The organism is Wohlfahrtiimonas sp. G9077 (assembly GCF_002252155.1).
GTDB lineage: Bacteria > Pseudomonadota > Gammaproteobacteria > Cardiobacteriales > Wohlfahrtiimonadaceae > Wohlfahrtiimonas.
This window is the reverse complement of the sequence record NZ_NEFD01000006.1, coordinates 87,305-107,405: the sequence shown is the minus strand read 5'-3', so window position 1 is coordinate 107,405 and position 20,101 is coordinate 87,305. Positions and strand designations below refer to the sequence as shown.

Below are 20,101 nucleotides of genomic sequence, written 5' to 3'. Positions count from 1 at the left end.
TCTCTTTTTAAAGGATCAATACTGTTTATTAGTGACCGGATGTTCCTGCCCCACGGCTTGATTCATATAAGAACCAAGTGCGGCGCTCTGCTTGATCGATCCACTCATCTAACAAACTTGTGGTGGCAAAATCATCGTACTCATCACACACAGTGTGCACCGCGCGCAATTCTCGCACCAATTGTTTATTGTCTTCTACCAATTCCGCGAGCATGTCTGCGGCTTCCACATAATCTGCGGTGTTTTCTGTTAAACGAGATTTTGCAGCAATCTCACCAATTGAGCGCAAAGTTGTGTGTCCTAATTTACGCACACGTTCCGCGCAGTCATCCACCATGGTCAAAAGCTCGGTGGCTTGTTCATCTAATAATAAGTGATAATCACGAAAATGTGGGCCACTGACGTGCCAATGGAAATTTTTCGTTTTCATATATAAGGTGAAAATATCTGCCAATAATGCATTCATCCCACCGGCAATGGCGGCGGCACCTTTCGCATCAATGTCTGTTGGGGTTAATAAAGCGCCTTTACGAATTTCTTTAATGTTAGCTGGCATAATGAACTCCTTTGCATTTTCTGCATTTAGTGTGTTGATTTCATAGAATATTTCCAAACAACGCATCCATTATATCAACTCTATTTTTAAAATCCATTGAATCCTAATTATCTGAATCATTGTTAATTTTTATGGCTCATGATTTTCTATTGCGCAATTTGAATGCACATTAAATTACCAAAAGTAACATTTATTTCAAAAAGGCGTTATAATGTGTTTCTCCTACTACTGTTTTACATTTGTTGAATTTTATTCATTATTGAGGAATGAAACATGACTGATTACAAATTAGCTGCAAAGCAACTGAAAGAAGAACGCGCTTTTTTAATGAAAGAAAACAAAGCCATTGGCCAATCAATGTATGGTTTACACACTGCAGCCATTAAAGAAGGCGTGATTTCATCTAAACATAAAGAATTGATTGCCCTTGGCATTGCCATCAGCACTCAATGTGAAGGTTGTATGCTTGCGCACATTGAAGGTTTGATCTCTATGGGGGCAACCTTAGAAGAGATCGCAGAGACTGTGGATGTGGCCATTTTAATGGGCGGCGGTCCTGCAGTGACGTATGGCGGTAAAGCCATCGCGATGTATAAAGCTCTAAGCGCATAATTCACCCTCCCCCGAATTTATGCCAATAAAAAACCCTCTCGCTTGAGAGGGTTTTTACTGTTTGTATCAGTCGATCTATAAGCCGGGTTCTGTCGAGAATTATCATTCATCTAGGAGTGGAATCACTTCCACCCTCAAGCAACCTACCCGAACACAGCGCGGATCACGCTATCAGTGTTCCTATTTGGTCTTGCTCCAAGTGGGGTTTACCTCAGCTACACGAAGTCACCTTGTGTACGGTGCGCTCTTACCGCACCTTCTCACCCTTACCGAGACTTGCGTCTTTAGGCGGTTTAATTTCTTCAGCACTTTCCATCGGCTCGCGCCGTCTAGACGTTATCTAGCACTTTGATCCGTGGAGCCCGGACTTTCCTCGAATGATTGCTCACTCGCGATAATCCAATCAACTGATGCATGGATTATCCCGATTTTAAGAAAAATAACAAGCTTTTTCGTGAATTTCTTTATAGGAAGAAGATCAACGTGAGCAAAATATACACCGGCACTAAAATCAGCACAGACCACTTCATATAACCAAAGAAGCTTGGCATATTCACACCTGCTTGCGTTGCAATGCTTTTCACCATAAAGTTTGGTGCATTCCCGATGTACGTCATCGCACCCATAAACACTGAACCCATAGAGATTGCCAATAACGTCGGGCTTAAATCACCCATTAAATGGTGCGCATCGCCTGAAGCTAAGTTAAAGAAGACTAAATAAGTCGGCGCATTGTCTAAAAAGGCAGAAAGTGCACCGGTCATCCAAAAGTACATGGCATTAATCGGTGCGCCTTGTGTGTCATGCACCATTGTCACAACGCCAGACATTGAACCCATGGAACCGGCTTTTAAAATCTCTAACACAGGCGCAATTGTGATGAAAATACCCGCAAAGAGCTTGGCCACTTCTAACACAGGATCCCAACCAAATTCATTTTTCTGATGAATCTCTTTAGCCGTCACTTTTAACGATAAAAATGCCATGATCAACAAAATCACATCGCGCACAATGTTTTGTAACTCAACTGGTGTACCTAAAACGGTAAAGGAGATGCCAGGCTTCCAGAAACCTGAAATCAATACGCCCACAATGATGCCGGCTAAGAAGATAAAGTTCACCTTGCCATCAATGCGAAACGGTACTTTTTCTTCGCTGGCATCCACTGTAATGCCCTCTTTTTTATAGCAATAGCTGTCTAACACAAAGAAAATACCCAGCACAATCACCGTAGTGATCAACAATGGCAATAGCATGTGTTTCATGGTCCAGAAGAAATCTACACCTTTTAAGAAGCCCAAGAATAAGGGTGGATCACCCAATGGCGTTAAACTACCGCCAACGTTGGCCACTAAGAAGATGAAGAAAATCACAATGTGCACGCGAGATTTGCGGTTTTCATTCGCGCGCAATAATGGACGAATGAGCAGCATCGCAGCGCCCGTTGTGCCCATGAATGAGGCCAAAAACGTCCCGATCAACAAAATGGTGGTGTTCAACAATGGCGTGCCTTTGAGACTACCTTCTAAATAGATGCCACCTGAAACAGTGAAGAGGGAGAAAATCAAAACAATGAACGGAATGTATTCCAAAAGCATCGCATGGGCGATCACTTCTGTCATCTCACCGATGCCAAAGACGATGATGAATGGGATCATAAACCCTAAACACCACAACGCGGTGATCTTACCAAAATGATGGTGCCAGATGTTCACAGCCACCAATGGGAAAATGGCGATGGACAATAAAATCCCTGCAAAAGGAATGATCCACAGTAAACTTGCATTAGCGCCATCAAAACCAGCGGAAAAAGCTGCTGACGATAGACTCAGCGCCACTAGCAATAAAGATGTTAACTTCTTCATATCTACTCTTTAAGTTTATTCAAACAAGGATAGATACTACAATAATCAAATGGCCAAAGCTACAAAAAATCTACCTCTTTGCCCATTTTTCCTTAAGTTTATGCCCATAAAAAAGCCAAATTTCCTGAAAAATTTGGCTGGATGTTCCACTAAAGTACTGTACTACGATCGTATTTAAGCACCAAAGACTCTAAAACGCTCACTGTCTAACATATGCGCTTTTTCTGCAGGTGCGCCTTCTATGGAGCCAAATGGCATCTGTCCAAGCAGCGTCCATGATTCAGGCAATTGCCACTCTTCTTGCACCTTGGCATTGATCAAAGGATTGTAATGCTGAATGCTCGCACCCAGTTGATGTTCCGTCAGCATGAGCCAAACGGCATATTGGGCAATGGCCGTGGATTCTTGTGCCCATTTTGGGAAATTCTCTGCATACATTGGAAAACGCTCTTGCAATGATTGCACCACTGTTTGATCCTCAAAGAATAAAATGGTGCCAAATGCCGCTCTAAAACCATCTAAACGCTGTTGCGTAGCAGCAAATTGTGCTTCCGGCACGATTTGACGCAGGGCTTCTTCAGCAATGGACCACACACGTTGATGGGCTTGGCCATACAACACCACAACGCGCGAACTTTGTGAGTGAAAGGCTGACGGCGCTTCTCTAACAGCATGCTGAATCATCTGTGTCAATGCTTCTGTGCTCATCGACACTTGATTGCCCAATTGATAAATGCTGCGACGCTTTGCCAACAATGCTTGAATATGACTCATAAAAAATGCCTCGTATTGAGTGGAAAAAATGGAAGAGATGCCATGAATTATAAAGACCCAATTTCTAAATGCGAATGGTTTTCCTTTAACAAACTATTCTAAAAATAGAACAATAAAATAATATAAATAAAAAATTTAGAACAATTGTAACTCCGTGTGATTTCTCCCATCGTTTTCAGTATAATGTGCGGACCATTTCTCCAACATTCATTTAAGGAATTAAAATGTCATCAATTGAGCAAAAAAGCGCCAATGCCATTCGTTTTTTAAGCATGGACGCGGTACAAAAAGCAAACTCAGGTCACCCGGGTGCACCAATGGGTATGGCCGAGATGGCTTATGCGCTCTGGCACAACCATTTATCTCACAACCCAAGCAATCCTAACTTCTTTAACCGTGACCGTTTTATTTTATCGAATGGCCATGCATCCATGTTGTTGTACTCATTGCTTCATTTAACGGGTTATGATGTTTCAATTGATGATTTGAAAAACTTCCGTCAATTGCACTCTAAAACAGCGGGTCACCCTGAACATGGCTACATTGCTGGCATTGAAACCACAACAGGTCCATTGGGTCAAGGCATCAGCAATGCTGTGGGTTTTGCATTGGCAGAAAAAATGTTAGCGGCACAATTTAACAAAGATGATTTAGCGATTGTGGATCACCACACGTATGCATTTTTAGGCGATGGCTGCATGATGGAAGGCGTCTCTCACGAAGCGTGTTCATTGGCAGGTACTTTAAAACTCAATAAATTGATCGCATTGTATGATGACAATGAAATCTCTATCGATGGTAATGTCACCGGTTGGTTCACTGACAATACCAAACAACGTTTTGAAGCCTATCAATGGCACGTTATTGGCCCAATCGATGGCCACGACATCGAAGCGGTTTCTCAAGCGATTACAGAAGCAAAAGCGCAAACAGAAAAACCCACTTTGATCATCTGTAAAACCAAAATTGGTAAAGGCTCTGTCTCTAAAGAAGGTTCAGAAGCCACGCACGGCTCACCTCTCGGCAATGATGAAATTGCAGCCATCCGTGAAAAAATGGGTTGGACAGCAGCGGCCTTTGAAGTGCCTGAAGATGTCGCAAGCCATTGGGATGCCAAAGCAAAAGGTTTGGCCACAGAACAAAATTGGTCTGCCCTTTTTGCACAATACGAAAGCAAATATCCTCAATTGGCTAAAGAATTCTTACGCCGTATGCATGGTGATTTACCTGCCAACTTTGATGAGATCATCAAAAATGCCATGACAGATGTTGTGGCTAAAGGTGAAAGCATTGCAACACGCGTTGCCAGTAAAAATGCATTGGATGCATTGGCATCTCATTTGCCTGAAATCGTGGGCGGCTCTGCCGACTTAACGCCATCAAATAACACATTCTTTAAAGCAAGTGTTGATTTAAACATCACCACGGGCGAAGGCAACTATGTGCATTATGGCGTGCGTGAATTTGGTATGAGCGCCATCATGAATGGTTTAGCGTTACACGGCGGTTTCATTCCTTATGGCGCAACATTCTTAGTGTTCAGTGATTATGCTCGTAATGCCATTCGCATGAGCGCATTGATGGAACAAAAAGTGATCTATGTCATGACGCATGACTCCATCGGTTTAGGTGAAGATGGCCCAACGCATCAACCAATTGAGCACGTTGAATCTTTACGCTTAATTCCTAACTTACGTGTTTGGCGCCCTGCCGATACTGTGGAAACCATGGCAGCATGGGCTGCAGGTTTAACCTCTAGCAAAAACCCAACATTGTTGGCATTGTCTCGTCAAAAACTGCCATTCTTAACGCGTGTTGAAGCAAGTGTTGAGAACATCCGTAAAGGTGGATATGTCTTAAAAGAAAATGCCAATGCAAAAGTGACCTTAATCGCCACGGGTTCAGAAGTTGAATTGGCGATGAAAGTGGCTGCAACACGTGATGATGTACGTGTTGTCTCCATGCCTTGCGTTGAAATCTTCCGTGAAAATGACAAAGCATACAAAAACAGCGTCTTGGGTGATGCACCCGTTTTGGCGATTGAAGCTGGCACCACACGCGGTTGGTATGAGTTTGCAGATGATGTTGTGGGCATTAACACCTTTGGTGCCTCTGCCCCTGCAGAACAATTATTCGTTGAATTTGGCTTCACTGTGGATAATGTGAATCAACACATTGAGCAATTAATTCAAAAATAATGCAAAATTAGTGCTTCAGTGCGATTGAATTTTGAAAATTCAGTCGCATTATGAGATAACATCTTTTTATTTTGGAGTTACAAATGTTAAGAACATTACTTTTATCCTTGGCAACAATCACTTCTTTATCTGTTGCAAATGCACAGGCTCAACCTGCAGCAGGCGGCGACATGACAAGTACATTTATCTTGATTGCCATTATGGGTGCAATGATGTATTTCATGATCATTCGTCCACAAAAGAAACGTCAAAAAGAGCACCAACAATTGATGGCCGCATTGAAAGTTGGCACAGAAGTTATCTCAACAGCAGGCATTGTGGGCAAAGTGGCAAAATTAGAAGACAACTATGTACACGTTGAAATCGCCCCAAATGTTGTGATCAAATTCCAACGCGCAGCCATCGTGAACATGGTTCCTAAAGGCACCATCCAAGACGGCGGCGACAAAAAGGGTAAGAAAGACGACAAAAAAGACGACGTTGTCAAAACTGAAGGTTAATCCCGCACACTTTATGTAACGAAATCGATGGCAAGTGATTCACTTGCCTTTTCGCTTTTCATCAACAACGAAGAAATCATTATGCTAAATCGTTATCCACTCTGGAAAAATTTATTGATCATTTTGGTGTTAGCGATCTGTACATTATTAGCGCTGCCCAATTTATATGGTGAGGATCCTTCTGTTCAAATCTCCCCAACACGCACAACACAAGTGGATGATCAACTCATCAATAATCTTGAGGGATTGCTCAAAGAACAGAATTTGCCTTATAAACGCCTTGAGCGCCTCGATGATCAAGTGTTGGTGCGTTTCAACGATACCGAAACACAATTAAAAGCCAAGGATCTGATCGCGCGCGATCTTGGCAATGGCTACATGACGGCCTTAAACTTAGCGCCTGATATGCCACAATGGTTAGAAAACTTAGGCATTCGTCCCATGTATTTAGGGCTTGATTTACGTGGTGGCGTGCATTTCTTATTAGAAATCGACATGCAGTCACTCATCACTCAGCTCACTGAAAGCTATGCCGATGAAATCAAAGCGGCATTAAGCGAACATAAAACCCCGTATCAATCTGTCACCGTCAATGGCGAAACCATTGAAGTACGCTTTAAAAATGATGCAGAAGCGGCCAATGCCCGTAACTCCATCACCATCAACAAACCCAACTTAATGCAGCTCAATTGGAGCGTCAATGGCAATCTATTGATCGCAAAACTCTCTGCGGCTGAAATCACAGAGCGCAAAAACAATGTGGTGGCACAAAACATCGTGACATTGCGCAATCGTGTCAATGAATTGGGCGTCGCTGAACCTGTGATTCAACGCCAAGGTGCTGAACGCATCGTGGTGCAATTGCCAGGCGTGCAAGACACCGCACAAGCCAAAGAAATTTTAGGCACAACCGCCACATTAGAGTTCCACATCGTTTATGAAAACAGTGCGATGGAAGCACCACAAGTGGCACAAGGCTTGAAAAAAGCGCCCCTTGGCACAAAGCTCTATCATTGGCGTGACTCTGATCAACCGATTCTCTTAAAGCGCCAAGTGATGCTAACGGGTGAATCGATCGTCAATGCTGTGGCGCAAATTGACCCAGAAAATCGCCGTCCTTTAGTGGCGATCACTTTAGATTCACAAGGTGCGGATAAGTTCTCTGTGGCCACAAAAGCCAACGTTGGCAAACCCATGGCAACGGTGTTCATTGAGCATAAAACTGAAACTGTCATGGAAAATGGTAAAGAGGTTAAACGCAACATTGTGACCGAAGAAGTGGCCAATGCAGCCACCATTCAGCAGCAGCTCTTTAAAAACTTTGTCATCACCGGTTTAGATTCATTGGATGAAGCCAATAAATTGGCCATCACATTGCGTTCAGGTGCACTAGCAGCTCCGATCCAAATCATTGAAGAGCGCACCATTGGCCCAAGTGCCGGTAAAGACAACATCCAAAAAGGGATGAATGCTGCCCTTTATGGCTTAATCGCTGTGATGGCATTCATGCTCATTCGCTACAGTGCTTTTGGTTTGATTGCCAACATTGCATTGTTTGCGAACTTAGTGCTCATCATTGCCTGTTTATCTTTATTGCAAGCCACTTTAACATTGCCGGGGATCGCAGGGATCGTGCTCTCACTTGGGATGAGTGTGGATGCGAACGTCTTGATCAATGAGCGCATTCGTGAGCTCTTACGTAAAGGCGTGAGCCCGCAAAATGCCATCAACGATGGTTTTAACCGCGCATTTGCCACCATTATGGATGCGAACTTAACAAGCTTGTTTGCAGCTGTGGTGCTCTTCTTAATTGGTTCAGGGGCCATCAAAGGCTTTGCGGTGACATTGACCATCGGGATCATCACTTCTGTCTTTACGGCTGTCTTTATGAACCGTGCAATTGTGAATGCCATTTGGGGCGGCCGTCGTCTTAAATCCATTCCGATTGGTGGTAAAGAATTGCTCCATATTTTCAGTGGTGACACCACCTATGACTTTATGAAGTACGCCAAAGCATGGGTAATCTTCTGTGTGTTTGTCATTGTGGCAGCCATTGGTTCTGTGGGTGTGTTTGGCTTTAAATATGGCCTTGACTTCACAGGCGGCACAGAAGTGGAGGCGGTGTATCAAAACAGCATCGAAACAGATGATGTGCGCAGCGCCATTGAACACGCGGGCCTTAAAGATGCAGAAGTGCAACACTTTGGCTCAAGCCGTAATGTGCTCATCACTTTGCCAATCATTGAAGGCATGAATGAGGCTTCAATTTCCACCAATGTTCTCAATGCGTTAGAAACTTTAGATCCCAATGTGGAAATCAAACGCGTGGACTTTATTGGCTCAAAAGTGGGCGATGAATTGGTCACAGGCGGTGTTCTTGCCTCCGCGATTGCCATTTTGATGATTCTTGCCTACATCTGGATGCGCTTTGAGTGGAAATTGGCCGTCAGTACCATTTTGTCCACCTTACATGATGCGGCATTTATCCTAGCGGTCTTTGCCATTTTAGGCATGTATGGACACCTGCAATTTGATCTGACCTCACTGGCCGCGATTTTAGCGGTCATCGGTTACTCGGTGAATGATACGGTGGTTGTGCTCGATCGCATCCGTGAGAACTTCCGCGCATCTCGTACCGGCACGCCAAAAGAGATCATTGATCAAGCCATCAATCAAACATTGTCTCGTACCATCATGACATCGGTGACCACATTGCTTGCGTGTTTATCATTGTACTTATTTGGCGGCGAAGCGATTCACTCCTTCTCCTTCATCATGTTGATTGGTATTTTAGTCGGTACTTATTCTTCAATTTTCATTGCCTCTTCATGCGCACTGTTGCTTGGCCTCAAACGCGAAGATCTCTTACCGCCTAAAAAAGAGAAAGAAGATCAACCAGAGCAAGAATCCATGACCTATTTCTAAATAGTCAAAGGTAATCAACTCTCTACAAGCCCCACTTTCCGTGGGGCTTTTTAGATTTTGCGGTTTATGTGATAATATCATCTCCCTCGTTGATCAGATTTTAGGTATAACATTTTGAAACAAGCCATTCGCAGGCAGCCTATCGAAAACATTACGCAAGATGCGCCGCATAAAGTCACCTCTATGATTCGCTTAGTCATTTCGAGCGTTATCATTTTTATTGCTCTGTTGATGTTCCTGAGTTTAGCCTCCTACCATTCCGATGACGCCGCATGGAGTAAAACCATGGGGGATCTGTACGTCAATAACTGGTTGGGTACAAGTGGCGCCTATTTTTCGGACATTATGTTCAATGCCATTGGCCGTGCAGCTTGGTTATTGCCCGTTGCCATGGTGGGTTATGCTTACTTTGCCGTGCTCAAAAATGATCATGCCATCGACATTGAAAACTTTTTCTTTAAAGCATTGGGCTTCACCATTTTTCTTATGGTGGCAGCGACGCTGTTAAACTTTTACCACCCGGATGCCAGCATTTTAAAGCGCGGCGGCATCATTGGACAAACACTCGCCTCGCTTCTCAACAGTAGCTTAACTTTGTTACCGGGCATTCAAGCGGGCTCTGCCCTTTGCACCACACTCAGCAAAGGCGTATTGCTTGCTTTGCTTGTGGTCACAGGTAGTTTAGCCACCGGAACCGGCCCCCTTTTATGGATTGATGGCTTAGGTGCCATGATTCTTTCAACCATCGGACGTGCTCGCGGTTTTTTCGTCAATCGCGATGAGGACCAAATTGCCCCAAAAGCAGTAGAATCTGAACTGGCTGCTGTGGAACATTTGATGGAGCCCGATCCGCGTCACAAAGATCCTCGTCCAAACGCTTTATCCATGATCAAGGATAAGTTTTCTACCCTGCGCACCACATTATTTGCTCCCAAAAGCGCCCCAAACATTGATTCCGCGGCGGATGAATACTATTTTAACGAGCAGCCCGATCTCATTGAGGCACTCGATGGCAATGGGCACATCGAACCCACGTTTGAACCCAAAGCTAAAAAAGCACCCAAAAGTGATGAAAAAATTGAACCCTCTTTGCAGCTTGCGCCGATTGCTGACATTGCTGCGTTCACGCCGCCAAAAACCACACCAATTGACATTGCGCCCAAAGCTGCGCCATTAGAATCTCGCATTGAGCCAGCATTTGAAGCACCCTCTGAGCCACATGCGCCCCTTCGTGGACAAAATGGCAAAATGCTGACGCCAAAATTTGAACCCAAATTTGATAAAAATGGCCAGCCCAAAATACCCACCATTTTTAGAAAACCATCCACAAAAATGTTGCCTGACGATGATGCAGACAATCCCATCGATGATAGCATTGCAAAACTCAAAGATTGGGTGAATGAGGATGCAGCATTGACTTCACAACCTCAAGCAGCCAACATTATTAACCCCATCATCAATGCGGTGAAAGCGCCACTTTCTGCCGTGACAGAAAGTGCAAATACTGCCGTCAACTCACTCTTTCACAGTGAACCGATCACAGCAGGCAGTGATGCTGCACCTAAAAAGGATGATGCTGAGGATTATGATGCCTTGATTGAAACCTTAGAAAAATACAATGCACCCAAATATTCCATTGATGCATTGCCTGAGGCGCTTTCAGATACAATCACCACAGCAACAGAAGCCATCAGCGATGTCATTGAGTCGGTAAAAGAGCAAAAAGAAGAAACGGAAGAAGATCCATTTACCAATCTGCCTAAAGTTGAAATTTTAAGTGAACCCATTCTCCCTGAGATTGAAGCCCCCATTCAAGATGAGCCTACCATCGAAGCGCCTGTGATGGCTGCACCGATTGAGCCCATCATTGAAGCGCCAACAGAAGTACTTCATTACCAATATGAGCCCACAGTCATGCCCAAAGCTCAGGCACCCACTTGGCAATGGATGCCAGAACCCACGCCAGATCCTGTGGTCATCCCGGAAATGCCTGAAGCGCCTGTTGACATTGCGCCCTCTTTACCCACAGAGCCAACCTTGCCTGTAGAACCGATCATCTCGTCGTATGATGATTTTGAGGACAATGCCCCTGAGATTCTCCCGCCGGATGATCTCATTGTGCCAACGCCCAACATCATCATGCCAAAAGTGGCCGTGCCAGAAGAAGATCCGAATCGCCGTGCAGAACTCTTAAAACATTTCCCGATGGCCGGACAATTGCCAAGCTTAGACCTCCTAGCCGATCCCCCCACCGTGGTGGATCAATACAATGATGAAGAGCTCGATTACCTTGCCCTATTGATTGAAGAGCAACTCAGCCATTTCTCCATTAAAGTTGCCGTGGCAAACATTGAACCGGGCCCCGTCATTACGCGCTTCTCATTAGAGTTGGCGCCCGGCGTTAAAGTCTCTCAAATCAATAATTTAGAGAAAGACATTGCCCGTGGATTATCCGTCACCAGCGTGCGTGTGGTGGAGATCATTCCCGGCACCAGCTATGTGGGGCTTGAAATTCCGAACCGTAAGCGCGAAATCGTTTACTTTAAATCTGGCTTAGAGTCTCAAGAATACCAAGACGAAGCGCATCCATTGACCTTGATTCTTGGTAAAGACATCTCTGGCAACACCGTCACCGCGAACCTTGGCAAAATGCCGCATGTTTTAGTGGCAGGGACAACCGGCTCTGGTAAATCTGTCGGTGTCAATACCATGCTGTTGAGCATGCTCTTTAAAGCATTGCCAGAGGATTTACGCCTCATTTTAATTGACCCGAAAATGCTCGAGCTCTCTGTTTATAATGACATCCCGCACTTATTGACGCCTGTGGTCACAGACATGAAAGAATCTGCCAATGCCCTGCGTTGGTGCGTGGCTGAGATGGAGCGCCGTTATCAACTGATGAGTCAATTAAAAGTGCGCAACATCGCTGGTTTTAACCAAAAAATTGCCGAAGCAATGGCCGCAGGCGAGCCCATCATTGATCCATTGTGGCGCAGAAGCGCCCATGTCTCTGACACAGAGCGCCCGCCTTTATTGGAGAAATTGCCGTTCATTGTTGTCGTCATCGATGAGTTTGCCGACATGATGATGCTTGTGGGTAAAAAATGTGAAGAGCTCATCGCGCGCCTTGCCCAAAAAGCACGTGCTTCAGGCATTCACTTGATTCTAGCCACACAGCGCCCATCGGTTGATGTCATCACTGGCCTCATTAAAGCCAACATTCCAACGCGCATTGCTTTTCAGGTATCGAGTAAAATTGACTCACGCACCATCATTGATCAACAAGGGGCGGAAACCCTCTTAGGCCATGGCGACATGCTCTATATGCCACCTGGCAATGGCTTGCCAATCCGCGTGCATGGTGCATTTGTTGAAGATGCTGAAGTCAATAAAGTGGTGGAATTTTTAAAACTCACCGGTGAGCCCGATTATGTGGAAGACATTTTACATGAGCCCACCGAAGCGATTCCCGGCTTAACGCCAGAAGCTGCCGGCGTTGCCGCAACACCGGCTGAAGAACAAGATCCATTATTTGATGAAGCGGTGAAAATTGTCGTAGAATCTAGACGCGCAAGCATCTCCTACATTCAACGCAAATTGCGTGTGGGTTATCAAAGGGCTGCGCGCCTAATGGAAGAGATGGAAGAGTTACGCATCGTCACTCCGCCACAAGCCAATGGTAACCGAGAGGTGATCCTCGCGGCTGACAAAGACGATTATTAATGATTCAAAGGAGAACAACATATGATTCATGAACTACTGATCAACGCCCCGGCTTCTGTGAAAACTGTGCCGATTCATCTGTATCATCAGTTTTCCGATCTCGATTTAACGCCTTTTGAGCAAAATTGGGTGCATCAATCGGCTGGCCGCGCACCAGATGTGCTGCCCATTCCCGATGAAACCGGCGCCCTTAGCAAAGTGCTTGTGCGTTTTGATCCACATGAACAGATGTTCTCCCTTGGTCATTTTTACACATCCGCACCGCAAGGCATCTATTACATCGCCAATGATGATTTGTCAGAAGATGCCCTCTATCAATTGCTTTTGGGCTTTGCACTCGGTGCGTATCAATACAGTGAATTTAAAGCCTCCACAGCGCCAAATGTACAGATCCTCTTTCCTAAAGCGCTTGATCGTCAACAGCTGCTCAATGAGATTGAAGCCCATTACATCACGCGAACCTTGATCAATCGCCCGCCAAATCATTTGAATCCTGAAGGCTTAACCCAATACATTCAAACGCTCTTTGACAATCAACCGGTCACCGTTAAAGTGATCAAAGGCGATGATTTATTGACAGAAAATTTCCCATTGATTCACCATGTGGGCAATGGCAGTGATTCTGCGCCGCGCTTGGTGGAGATCACTTATGGCGATCCGATGCACAAAAGCCTAACGCTCATTGGTAAAGGCGTCACTTTTGACAGCGGCGGATTGGATTTAAAACCTGCCAGCGGCATGCGCTTGATGAAAAAAGACATGGGCGGCGCTGCTCATGCAATTGCATTGGCCCAATGGATCGTCAAATCCAAATGGTCCATTCATTTACGCGTGTTGTTACCAATTGTGGAAAACTCGGTTTCAAGCACCGCAATGCGTCCGGGCGATGTTGTCAAAGCGCGCAATGGTTTGACCGTTGAAATTGATAATACAGATGCTGAAGGCCGCCTCATTTTGGCCGATGCCATCAGTTATGCCAGCGAAGTGCCCACCGATGCAATTGTGAACTTCGCCACATTAACCGGTGCTGCTCGCGTGGCTTTAGGCCCTGAAGTGCCCGCCCTATTTGCCACCGATGATGATTTAGCCGATGACATTTTAACCCACGGTCAAATGCAAGACGATGCCTTATGGCGAATGCCATTGCATGCGCCCTACAATGAATGGATTGAGTCAAAATGTGCCGACATTTTAAACGCCTCAACACAGCCCTATGGCGGTTCAATTACGGCGGCTCTTTTCTTAACGCACTTTTTGAGTGATAATGTGCCGTTTGCTCACATTGATGTAATGGCATGGAATGTTCGTAATCGCAAAGGTCGCCCGATGGGCGGTGAAGCTATGGGACTGCGCGCAACCTACTATGGGTTAGCGCATCACTTTGGAATGAATGTATGACTATGATACAAAAAATTATGATGTTGGTAATGCTATCGATCCTCACAAGCATCGGTGGCATGGCCTTTGCATACACAGGCTTTTCCGCATTGGTGATTGAGCCAAAAACCGGCAAAGTCATCTATGAGCACAATGCCACAGAGCGTCGTTACCCTGCCTCATTGACCAAAATCATGACGCTCTACATTCTCTTTGAAGATCTCTCAAGAGGGAAAATCAAGATGAATCAGCGTTTGCCCATTTCAGCACGCGCCGTCAAGGCCGAATGTTCCTGCCTTCGCCCAAAAGCTGGCACATCCATTACCGTGGAAACCGCTGTAAAGGCATTGATTGTGCAATCGGCAAATGATGTGTCCATTGCCGTTGCTGAATTCATCGGCGGAACGGAAGCTAAATTTGTCGAACGCATGAATAAAACCGCTAAGCGTTTAGGCATGACCAACACCCATTTTGTGAACCCAAATGGTTTACCCAATGACAATCAATACACAACCGCACGTGACATGGCAACCCTTGGCGTCGCCATTTACAACCATTTCCCCAAATATTATCCACTGTTTCAAACGGAGAGTTTTTACTTCGATGGCAGATTGATCAAAGGTCATAACCGAGTCAACAGCATGCTTGCAGGTGCCGATGGCATCAAAACAGGTTATATCCGTAAATCAGGCTCCAACTTAGTCACCAGCGCTCAGCGCGGAAACACCCGTTTGTTTGGCGTCGTGATTGGCGGTCGCAACACGCAATCACGCGATAATATTATGGTGGATATCATGGAGCAATCCTTTGAAGCATTGCAGCGCAACCATCGCAATCCTTCAATCTCTCCAATCATCACAGAAGATCTTCTTGTGGGTTATGATCCTCAAAAAAACCCCAAACCTAAGCAAATTGTTGCCACTAATCACAAAAATAAAGTCAACATCGTCTCAAATGACGCGCCTCAAACCATTCCAACCATTAAACTTATTTCTAATCATAAAACCATTGCCAGCACAACGAATTCTAAAAAAGCCGCGGCAATACAAGTGGGCGCCTATAAAAGTCGCAAATCTGCACAAGACAGAGCGCGCATGGCACATCGTAAATTACAACAAGGCAAAATTGATGTCGTCTTAATCGACAACTTATACCGCGCGCGTTTGTCAGGCTTTAGCTATGAAAAAGCAACTTTAGCCTGTCATCAGTTAAAACAAAGTGGCAATGACTGTATTGTGATTGCTAAATAAGACGCGTGTTTTCTAAAACAAACCGATTAAACCGCGCAAAGCCACGTGATGCAGTGGCTTGCGTGCTTAATTTAAGGAGATTATGGGGGTTATTACTAATTTAAAAAATGACGTTTTTTACACACCATTTTTACGGTAACTGTTTGGAGTGATTAACCCTTTTGCGTTAAACACATGTTTGATGCGTCAAACATTCCAAATAATCGTGTTATCATTGAAGCAATTTTTCTGCTCAGCAGATCAATTTTGTAATAATCAAAATCAACAATTATTACGATCACATTATTTCAAATAGGTGAAAATATGAGCGATTTAAATACTATTCAAGATATCGATCCAATCGAAACCCAAGACTGGATTGCCTCCATTGAAAGTGTCATCAAAACTGAAGGCAAGGAACGTGCGCGTTATTTGCTTGAACGTGTCATTGAGCGTACTCATCGCGATGGCATCGAAGTGCCTTTCTCTGGTACAACGGAATACATCAATACCATTCCTGTTCATGAGCAACCGCCATACCCTGGCAATTCCGATATCGAACATAGAATCCGTGCATATAACCGCTGGAATGCCATGGCAATGATTGTGAAAACCAATCTAGCAGACTCATCCCTAGGCGGCCATATCGCAAGTTATGCATCCCTTGCCACAATGTGGGAAGTTGGCTTTAACCATTTCTGGCATGGCCCAGATGGTGATGACCATGGCGGCGACTTAATTTTCTTCCAAGGCCATTCAAGCCCTGGCATTTACGCGCGCGCATTTTTAGAAGGCCGCATCACTGAAGAACAAATGCTGAACTTCCGTCGTGAAGTCGATGGCAAAGGTTTGCCATCTTATCCGCATCCTTGGTTGCAAAATGACTTCTGGCAATTCCCTACGGTATCGATGGGCTTAGGGCCAATGCAAGCCATTTACCAAGCGCGTTTCTTAAAATACCTTCATGCGCGTGGCCTTGCCGATACTTCTAAACGTAAAGTTTGGTGTTTCTGTGGGGATGGCGAAATGGATGAACCAGAATCTTTAGGTGCCATTTCTTTAGCAGGCCGTGAAAAACTCGACAACTTAATTTTTGTGGTGAATTGTAACTTACAGCGCTTAGATGGCCCTGTACGCGGCAATGGCAAAATCATCCAAGAATTAGAATCTAACTTCCGTGGTAACCATTGGAATGTGATCAAATTGATCTGGGGCAACGGCTGGGATGCACTCTTAGCACAAGATCACAACGGCATTTTACGTAAGCGCATGATGGAAGCGATTGATGGTGATTATCAAACCTATAAATCGAAAAATGGCGCGTATGTGCGTGAGCACTTCTTCAACACGCCTGAATTGCGTCAAATGGTGGCTCATTTATCTGACAATGATATTTGGCGCCTCAACCGCGGTGGCCATGATGAAAACAAAATCTACGCTGCGTATGATGCTGCCGTTAAGCATGAAGGTCAACCTTCTGTGCTTTTGGTTAAAACCATCAAAGGTTATGGCATGGGTCAAGAAGGTGAAGCGCAAAATACGTCTCACCAACAAAAGAAAATCAGCATCGATGCCCTTCGCCAATTCCGCGATCGCTTTGAAGTGCCTGTGACAGATGAAGAGATCGAAGAGTTGAAATTCATTCGCCCTGCGGAAGATTCACCTGAGATGAAATATCTTCGTGAACGCCGCGAAGCGTTGCATGGTTACTTACCTAAACGCCGCCTAAAAACTGACAATCCATTGCCAGCGCCACAATTAGAGGCATTTAAAGCGCAATTAGCCGCCACACAAGAAGGCCGTGAAATTTCCACAACCATGGCATTTGTGCGCATGCTCAATACCATCTTAAAAGATAAAGCCATTGGTAAAAATGTGGTGCCAATCGTGGTGGATGAATCCCGTACATTTGGTATGGAAGGTTTGTTTAGACAATTGGGCATTTGGTCACAAGCGGGACAAAACTACATCCCACAAGATGCTGATCAATTGATGTACTACAAAGAAGCCAAAGATGGCCAAGTGTTACAAGAAGGTATCAACGAAGCAGGTGCTGTCAGCTCATGGATTGCTGCGGCGACTTCATACTCTGTCAGCAACGTGCCAATGATTCCATTCTTTGTGTGCTACTCCATGTTCCAATTGCAGCGTTGTCTTGACTTAGTGTGGGCAGCAGGCGATCAACGCGCACGCGGTTTCTTAATGGGCGGTACAGCCGGTCGCACAACGTTAAATGGCGAAGGCTTACAACATGAAGATGGCCACAGCCACATCTTAGCGCAAGTGATTCCAAACTGTGTGTCATACGACCCAACGTTCCAATATGAATTGGCCGTAATCATGCAAGATGGTTTAAAACGCATGTATCAAGATCAAGAAGATGTGTTCTACTACATCACCATCATGAACGAAAACTACAGCCATCCTGAAATGCCTGTGGGCGTGGAAAAAGACATCCTCAAAGGCATGTATTTATTCCGTAAAGGTGAAAATGCTGATGCTAAAAAACGCGTGCGTTTATTGGGTTCAGGCACCATCTTCCGCGAAGTGATTGAAGCGGCTGAATTATTGAAAGCCGATTGGGGCGTGGATGCGGACATCTATGGTTGCCCAAGCTTTAACATCTTGGCCCGTGATGTTCAAGACACTGAACGCCACAATATGCTTCACCCACTTGAAAAACCACGCGTTTCTCATGTGGCTGAATTGCTCAATGATTCTGATGCGCCTGTGGTTGCTGCGAGCGACTACATCCGTTTATTTGGTGATCAAATCCGTGCCGCCATCAAAGCACCTTACAAAGTATTGGGAACCGATGGTTTTGGCCGCTCAGATACCCGCGGTAAATTGCGTGAATTCTTTGAAGTGAACCGTTATTACGTCACTGTGGCTGCCTTAAAAGAGCTTGCAGATCAAGGCGTGATTGAACCGAGTGTTGTTGTGGACGCCATCAACAAATATGGCATCGATGTACACAAGAAAAACCCAATCACACTTTAATTTTGACTGAATAAAGAAAGGATAAAAGATTATGGCATTGACAGATATTAAACTGCCTGACATCGGAAACTTTGATGAAGTGGATGTGATTGACATTGCTGTGGCGGTTGGTGACACCGTCGCTAAGGATGACTCTTTGATGACCCTTGAGTCAGACAAAGCCTCCATGGATGTGCCTGCCGAAATGGCAGGTGTGATCAAAGAAATTTTGGTTAAAGTCGGCGATAAAGTAAAAGAAGGCGATTTGGTCTTTCGCATCGAAGCCTCTGAAGCTGCGGCACCGGCTGCACCTAAAGAAGCACCTAAAGCAGCTGAAAAGCCTGCAGATGCCCCTAAAGTTGAAGCGCCAAAAGCAGCACCTACACCAGCACCCGCTCAGCCTGTGCCAGCTGCCAATGCAGCCAATCAAGCGGCATTGGATTTTTCAGGGGCGCATGCTTCCCCATCTGTGCGCGCATTTGCCCGTGAATTAGGCGCTGACCTCAATCAAGTGAAAGGTTCTGGCCCTAAATTACGCATCATGCGTGAAGACGTTGTGGCTTATGTCAAAGGCATGATGACAGGCGCTGGCAGCGTCGGCGCAGTCGGCACCACAAATGGTGGCGGCTTAAGCTTATTGCCTTGGCCAAAAGTGGATTTTGCCAAATTTGGTGAGATCACTCGTGAGCCAATGTCCCGCATTAAGAAAATCTCTGGGGCAAACTTAGCGCGCAACTGGGCGATGATTCCTCATGTGACTCAATTTGATGAAAGCGATGTCACAGAGCTTGAAGCATTCCGTAAGCAGCTCAATAAAGAGAATGAGAAATCGGGTAAAAAGGTGACCATGCTCGCGTTTTTAGTTAAAGCGTGTGTGCATGCACTGAAAAAATTCCCAGAGTTCAACAGCTCATTAGATGGCGATGATTTGATCCTCAAAAATTACTACCACATCGGCTTTGCGGCAGATACGCCCAATGGCCTTGTGGTGCCCGTGATTCGTGATTGTGATCAAAAAAGTGTGTTGGAAATTGCTGCAGAAATGGGCGAGCTTGCCAAATTAGCGCGTGAAGGCAAATTAAAGCCCGATCAAATGCAAGGCGGCTGCTTTACCATCTCCTCATTAGGTGGCATTGGCGGCACAGCCTTTACGCCGATCATCAATGCCCCTGAAGTTGCGATTTTAGGCGTGTCTCGCACAGACATGAAACCTGTGTGGAATGGTTCAAGCTTTGAGCCGCGCTTAATGTTGCCACTGTCATTGTCCTACGATCACCGTGTGATTGATGGCGCAGCCGGTGCACGCTTCATTGTGCATTTGAATCAGTGTTTAACTGATATGCGTCGCATTTTAGTGTAAGGA

General features: G+C 45.2%; 12 protein-coding genes and 1 other RNA gene. 9 read left to right on the top strand and 4 right to left on the bottom strand.

Going from position 1 to position 20,101, the window contains the following annotated elements; translation table 11 throughout:
* Positions 1–28 precede the first annotated feature (28 nt).
* Positions 29–556, bottom strand: coding sequence for a Dps family protein (locus tag B9T20_RS08465; RefSeq protein ID WP_094490648.1), 528 nt, complete (start codon positions 554–556; stop codon positions 29–31).
* 273 nt (positions 557–829) lie between these two features.
* Here B9T20_RS08465 and B9T20_RS08460 point away from each other — a divergent pair, with 273 nt between their 5' ends.
* Positions 830–1,168, top strand: a complete 339-nt coding sequence (locus tag B9T20_RS08460) for a carboxymuconolactone decarboxylase family protein (protein ID WP_094490647.1) — start codon at positions 830–832, stop codon at positions 1,166–1,168.
* Between the two features lie 62 nt (positions 1,169–1,230).
* Here the strand turns inward: B9T20_RS08460 and rnpB are convergent.
* From rnpB to B9T20_RS08445, 3 genes are all read right to left on the bottom strand, one after another.
* An RNA gene (gene rnpB, locus B9T20_RS08455) (RNase P RNA component class A) lies at positions 1,231–1,579 on the bottom strand.
* 53 nt (positions 1,580–1,632) lie between these two features.
* Positions 1,633–3,033: a sodium:proton antiporter gene (locus tag B9T20_RS08450; protein WP_094490646.1), complete on the bottom strand. Its 1,401-nt coding sequence runs from the start codon at positions 3,031–3,033 to the stop codon at positions 1,633–1,635.
* Between the two features lie 174 nt (positions 3,034–3,207).
* Positions 3,208–3,807 (bottom strand): nitroreductase family protein, encoded by a 600-nt coding sequence (locus tag B9T20_RS08445; RefSeq protein WP_094490645.1) that lies wholly within the window; start codon positions 3,805–3,807, stop codon positions 3,208–3,210.
* A 224-nt stretch (positions 3,808–4,031) separates the two neighbouring features.
* Between B9T20_RS08445 and tkt the strand changes: the two genes are divergently transcribed.
* From tkt to aceF, 8 genes are all read left to right on the top strand, one after another.
* Positions 4,032–6,005: a transketolase gene (tkt, locus tag B9T20_RS08440; protein ID WP_094490644.1), complete on the top strand. Its 1,974-nt coding sequence runs from the start codon at positions 4,032–4,034 to the stop codon at positions 6,003–6,005.
* A gap of 83 nt (positions 6,006–6,088) precedes the next feature.
* A complete protein-coding gene (gene yajC / locus B9T20_RS08435) occupies positions 6,089–6,505 on the top strand; it encodes a preprotein translocase subunit YajC (RefSeq protein ID WP_094490643.1) in 417 nt (138 codons plus the stop codon).
* A gap of 81 nt (positions 6,506–6,586) precedes the next feature.
* Positions 6,587–9,430, top strand: a complete 2,844-nt coding sequence (gene secD / locus B9T20_RS08430) for a protein translocase subunit SecD (protein WP_094490673.1) — start codon at positions 6,587–6,589, stop codon at positions 9,428–9,430.
* 114 nt (positions 9,431–9,544) lie between these two features.
* Positions 9,545–13,153 carry a DNA translocase FtsK gene (locus B9T20_RS08425; RefSeq protein WP_094490642.1) on the top strand — a complete coding sequence of 1,203 codons (3,609 nt, stop codon included), beginning with the start codon at positions 9,545–9,547 and terminating at the stop codon, positions 13,151–13,153.
* Positions 13,154–13,174: 21 nt separating this feature from the next.
* On the top strand, positions 13,175–14,551 hold the full coding sequence (locus B9T20_RS08420; RefSeq protein ID WP_094490641.1) for a M17 family metallopeptidase: 1,377 nt from the start codon (positions 13,175–13,177) through the stop codon (positions 14,549–14,551).
* Positions 14,548–15,780: a D-alanyl-D-alanine carboxypeptidase gene (locus tag B9T20_RS08415; protein ID WP_233491650.1), complete on the top strand. Its 1,233-nt coding sequence runs from the start codon at positions 14,548–14,550 to the stop codon at positions 15,778–15,780. Before B9T20_RS08420 ends, B9T20_RS08415 begins: the two co-directional genes overlap by 4 nt.
* 303 nt (positions 15,781–16,083) lie before the next feature.
* Positions 16,084–18,759 (top strand): pyruvate dehydrogenase (acetyl-transferring), homodimeric type, encoded by a 2,676-nt coding sequence (aceE, locus tag B9T20_RS08410; protein ID WP_094490640.1) that lies wholly within the window; start codon positions 16,084–16,086, stop codon positions 18,757–18,759.
* A 31-nt stretch (positions 18,760–18,790) separates the two neighbouring features.
* On the top strand, positions 18,791–20,098 hold the full coding sequence (gene aceF, locus B9T20_RS08405) for a dihydrolipoyllysine-residue acetyltransferase (protein WP_094490639.1): 1,308 nt from the start codon (positions 18,791–18,793) through the stop codon (positions 20,096–20,098).
* Positions 20,099–20,101: the final 3 nt, after the last annotated feature.

Coding starts and splice junctions, on each gene's coding strand:
- B9T20_RS08445 (WP_094490645.1), bottom strand. CDS start 3,807: ATGAGTCATATTCAAGCATTGTTGGCAAAGCGTCGCAGCATTTATCAA.
- B9T20_RS08415 (WP_233491650.1), top strand. CDS start 14,548: ATGACTATGATACAAAAAATTATGATGTTGGTAATGCTATCGATCCTC.
- B9T20_RS08450 (WP_094490646.1), bottom strand. CDS start 3,033: ATGAAGAAGTTAACATCTTTATTGCTAGTGGCGCTGAGTCTATCGTCA.
- secD (WP_094490673.1), top strand. CDS start 6,587: ATGCTAAATCGTTATCCACTCTGGAAAAATTTATTGATCATTTTGGTG.
- tkt (WP_094490644.1), top strand. CDS start 4,032: ATGTCATCAATTGAGCAAAAAAGCGCCAATGCCATTCGTTTTTTAAGC.
- B9T20_RS08465 (WP_094490648.1), bottom strand. CDS start 556: ATGCCAGCTAACATTAAAGAAATTCGTAAAGGCGCTTTATTAACCCCA.
- aceE (WP_094490640.1), top strand. CDS start 16,084: ATGAGCGATTTAAATACTATTCAAGATATCGATCCAATCGAAACCCAA.
- B9T20_RS08420 (WP_094490641.1), top strand. CDS start 13,175: ATGATTCATGAACTACTGATCAACGCCCCGGCTTCTGTGAAAACTGTG.
- yajC (WP_094490643.1), top strand. CDS start 6,089: ATGTTAAGAACATTACTTTTATCCTTGGCAACAATCACTTCTTTATCT.
- aceF (WP_094490639.1), top strand. CDS start 18,791: ATGGCATTGACAGATATTAAACTGCCTGACATCGGAAACTTTGATGAA.
- B9T20_RS08460 (WP_094490647.1), top strand. CDS start 830: ATGACTGATTACAAATTAGCTGCAAAGCAACTGAAAGAAGAACGCGCT.